1 protein-coding gene is annotated in these 4,435 nt (G+C 66.2%); it reads left to right on the plus strand.

Features of this window, described 5'->3' with window-relative positions:
* Positions 1 to 902: 902 nt before the first annotated feature.
* Positions 903 to 4,079: a MobF family relaxase gene (mobF, locus tag AC1RS9_RS14400; protein WP_259880133.1), complete on the plus strand. Its 3,177-nt coding sequence runs from the start codon at positions 903 to 905 to the stop codon at positions 4,077 to 4,079.
* Positions 4,080 to 4,435 lie beyond the last annotated feature (356 nt).

The following is a 4,435-nucleotide window of genomic DNA, read 5'->3' on the forward strand; positions in this document are numbered from 1 at the left end:
CTCATCAACTATCGCTAGGCCACTACTCAAAGCCGGCGACTTCCAGACCGCGACTACACCCTCGATTGGGATGAGCCAGTAAAGGGTCTGAGTTCTCGTGGTCGCTGTAGGGGTGGTGTCGGGCCTGCCGACTAGATCGACCGTTATGGCGGAGTACCAGTAAGACTTCTGGATAAAGTTTTTACACGTGTACTTCGCTGTCACACGGCGACCTGTTCCACCCGTGTTCGGGCCACTCCGCCGGACACAGGAGCGGGTCTACCCCGATCACACTGCTACGAAGTAGCGGGCCGAAGACCTGAACTTCCAAGGGGTGAGGTACCGTCGGGGCAGACGAACTGCATAGGGGCATAAAGGAAGGGCCAGGAGGTAGGAACTCCTGACCCTTCGAGAGACCTAGGACGTAGGACTCCTGATCTCTCGACCGGTAGCAGTACAAGCTGCTTGCCGGCCACGCTTTTCGCCACGCACTAGAAGCGTAGCGCGAAGCTCGCCCGTCGTCACGGTGGCGCTCCAGGCTCCACGCCGACACCCACAGCGTTCCTATCGAGGTCGTAGCGCGGCCCCCGCCGAGTGCAGTAGTGCGACCGTGTTGGGAGAGGCCGTTAGAGGGCAGGTCCGTTCACCGTCTGTTCCAGCTCCCCTCGTCGGCAGCGTTGACTGCTCGAGCCGCTAGCTCGCAGTCACCCCGCACGCCGCCGGCACCCCCACAGCATCAGGCAGCGTCAGCATGCCTGGCTGCTGCCAGAAAACCCCGTTCTCCGTCACGTCACCGTGCGCGTCGTATCTCCCCCTTTCTCTTAGGCACATTTGCACAGAGTGCTTACCAGCTACGCTGGCCCTAGCGGGCCATCGTTCGCTGGTGTCGGTTCGGCGTGGTGTGAGGGGGTGTGTTGGCTGTGATGACGGCGGCGAAGCTAGGCGCGGGCAGCACGGACTACTACGAGTCGACGGTGGCTGAGGGTGCGCGTATCCCGGGTGCGGACATGACGGACTACTACGGCGAGGCGGGGGATGCTGCGGCGCGGGTGTTCGTGGTGGGGCGTGCGGGTGGGGACCGTGCGCAGATGGAGTCGTATCTGGGGGTGGGCGATGGTCAAGTGCTCGATGGGTTGATGGTTGGGGCGTGGTTCAACGAGCCGATCGCGCCGTCGGGGGCGTCGTTGGGGCGGGCGTACTCGGAGCGCAGCGTGTACGGCTACGACGTGACGACGGCGGCGCCGAAGAGCGTGTCGATGCTGTGGGGGCTGAGTGATGATGCGGTGGTGCACGAGCAGATCGTGGCCGCGCATGAGGCGGCGATCAGGTCGGCGCTCGGGTATCTGAGTGAGCATGCGGGGTACACGCGGGTGCACAACCCGGTGACGGGTCAGAAGGACTTGGTCCGCACGTTGGGGCTGAGTGGGGTCACGTATCAGCACCGCACGAGCCGTGCGGGTGATCCGCACCTGCACACGCATGTGTTGATCCACAACAGGCAGGTTCGTGCTGACGGGGGCGGCGTGGGCAGCTTGGACGGGCAGAGCTTGCTGCACGAGCTGAAGGCTGGCGGGTCGATCTATCAGGCGGCGTTGCGTGCGGAGTTGTCGCAGCGGCTGGGGGTGTCCTGGAAGGACGTGGACCCGACGACGGGTCAGGCCGATTTGAAGCACGTCAGTCGTGAGCACATCGAGGCGTGGTCGCAGCGGCACAACCAGATCAGCGCGTGGACTGATGAGCACTTGTCTGGGGCGGATGCGGGGGTGAGCGCGGCGCAGTTGGCGCAGGCGCAGAAAGCGACTCGTGAGCACAAGGAGACCGGCGCGAGTGATGAGCAGTTGCGGGCGCAGTGGCGTTCGGATGTGCGCGCACAGGGCCTCGATGTTTCGGCGTGGATGGCAGGTGCGCGGGCTGACGCGCCGGTGGTGTTGCCGTCGGCGGAGGCGGTGCTGGAGCAGTTGTCGCAGGTGCGTTCGACGTTCACCCGTGCTGATGCTGTCGAGGTGGCGGCGGCGTTGATGCCGCCAGCCATGCCCGCGCAGCAGGTACGCGCGGCGGTGGAGGAGCTTGCCGGGCAGGTCGTGGGTGAGGCGCTGATCTTGAGCGTTGATCCGGACAAGCAGCACGGTGAGCGCCTGGCGCATGAGCGTGAGGGCAGCGTGCGGTACGCGAGCACGGAGACGATCGAGCGTGAGCAGCTGATGCTGCGCAGCGCGCAAGAACGGGTTGCGGGGCTGGCTGTCGACGAGGCGGTGCTGGCAGCAAGTGGGGGCGTGCTGGAGCGGTTGAGTGCGGATCAGCGGCAGGCCGTCACGACGATGGCGCGCAGTGATGCGCGGGTGACGCCGTTCGTTGCGCCGGCAGGATCGGGCAAGACGTTCTCGTTGGCGTCGTTGCAGCAGTTGTACGCGGCGCAGGGACGCGAGGTCGTGGGTTTGGCGCCGACGGGCAAGGCCGCGGACGTGATGACTGGTGAAGGTGTCGTGACGTCGGCGTCAACGGTCGCGGCGATGCGAGCCAGGATCGAAGCCGGCCGGCACGGATGGTCGCCTCGAACGGTCGTGTTCGTGGATGAGGCCGGCATGGTGGGTACCCCTGATCTGGCGCGGATCATCGAGGCGGGGCGTGAGGCTGGGGCGAAGATCGTCTTGACCGGGGATCCTGCTCAGTTGGACCCGGTCAAGGCCGCGGCCGGTGGCTTTTCGTTGCTGGCTGAATCGTGTGCGGACACAGCGCAGCTGTCACAGGTACGCCGTCAGGTCGATGCTGATGAGCGCGCCGCTGGGTTGGCGCTGCGTGAGGGCAGCGTCAGCGAGGTGAACATGGCTGCTGACTGGTACGCGCACGCTGATCGTCTGCGCCTGGGGAACGACGCCGCGATGCTCGAGGCGGCGTACCGGGCGTGGTCCCGTGATCGTGACGGCGGGCTCGAGGCGCGGCTGATCACGCAGAAACTCGAGGTCGCGGACGCGTTGAATGTGCGCGCTCAGGCTGAGCGGTTGCCGCAGCTGCTCGAGACAGCCCGCCAGGACGCTCACCGGCAGGGCCTGAGTCCGCGTGAGAGCGACGCGTTCGTGAAGGCGCAGGTTCGGACGGTTCCCACCTCACGCGGGCAGCAGGCACGCATCGGCGATGACCTGATCACCCGCAAGAACACCGCCAGGCTGCGCGCGAGCGACGAGCATGGACATGACGCTGGGGCGGTGCGTAACGGGCAAACGTGGCGGGTGCAGGCGACCCGCGATGACGGCAGCGTCGTCGTGACACGCCCCGGCGAGGACGGAATTGTCAGCGCGTTCTTGCCCGGTGAGTACGTGCGTGAATCAACGCATCTGGGTTACGCGGTCAGTGTGCACGCAGCGCAAGGAATGACCGCTGATCGTGTGCACGCCGTCCTGGACGCCAGTACCGCCGACCGGGGCGCGTTGTACGTCGCGATGACGCGCGGGCGGCACCGTAATACGGCCTACCTGACGGAATCACGCGTCGGGGACCAAGCGCACGAGCACGGCGCGCACGCGTCGACGGTCAAGCCGTGGCATGCGACCAGTGGTGAAGCTCGGCGCGCATTCGTCGCGATCGCGAGTCGTGATACTCGAGATCGGGCTGCACACACTGTTCTGGCCGAGGCCCGTAGCGAATACGCCGCCCATGTCGCCGCACGCGCCGCGCACGTGAAAGCGAACCCACCAGCAGAACTTGTGCGAGCCCAAGCCCGCGCTGAACGGCGCGCCCTGGAAAAGGCCCAACACGACGCGTCGAGGATCGAGTCACCAGAAGACATTGCGGCAGCTTTCGACGCCGAGTGGGACGCCTACGACACCGAAAGAAGCGAACCTCCCCAGCACGAACGTTTCCAGACGGCGCTGGCTTCTTTGAAGCGGATGAATGCGGAACAGCGACGAGGGGCGACCACAGCCGGTAGCGGAATCGCACCCAAACCCAGTAGCAACGAAGAAGCGTTGGAGCGTATCCGCCGCCGAGTCGAAGAACGCCGTACAGGCAAACCCGCGCCAGGGCGAGCCACGAACACGCAACCGCGATACGACCGCTTCGACTCCCCGACCTATCGGGATAACGGCCCCAGCATCGACCGGTAACAGCCCTCCCTGGCTGGGGGCACCTCCAAGGCTCTGAGCGCAAGGGGGCGTGTCCCTTGCGCTCGTCGCCCGCCCGGCATCGCACCCTGCCAGAACGAGCCCGGACCTACGGCACCCCTCCGCAAGCTCCGGGGCACACTCCGGCCCGGCCCCGTCCCGGCTGATCGGGAACTCACGCCGAACGGGCGACGAGCGCAAGGGACACACCAAGGGGGGCCGGCCACGAAACCCCTACCGCACCCACCCGACACGCGCACTCAACGCCCCCATCACCGCCACAACCAGGGGGTGACACACACTAGAACCCATGTCACCTGTCACCCCTGACACGTCACCCCCGCACGACACCCCCATGT

The sequence above is a fragment of the Dermacoccus sp. MPR-E5 genome, from assembly GCF_058809565.1.

What these genes read in the sequence shown, in the direction of transcription:
- mobF (WP_259880133.1), top strand. Translation starts at nt 903, where the DNA reads ATGACGGCGGCGAAGCTAGGCGCGGGCAGCACGGACTACTACGAGTCG.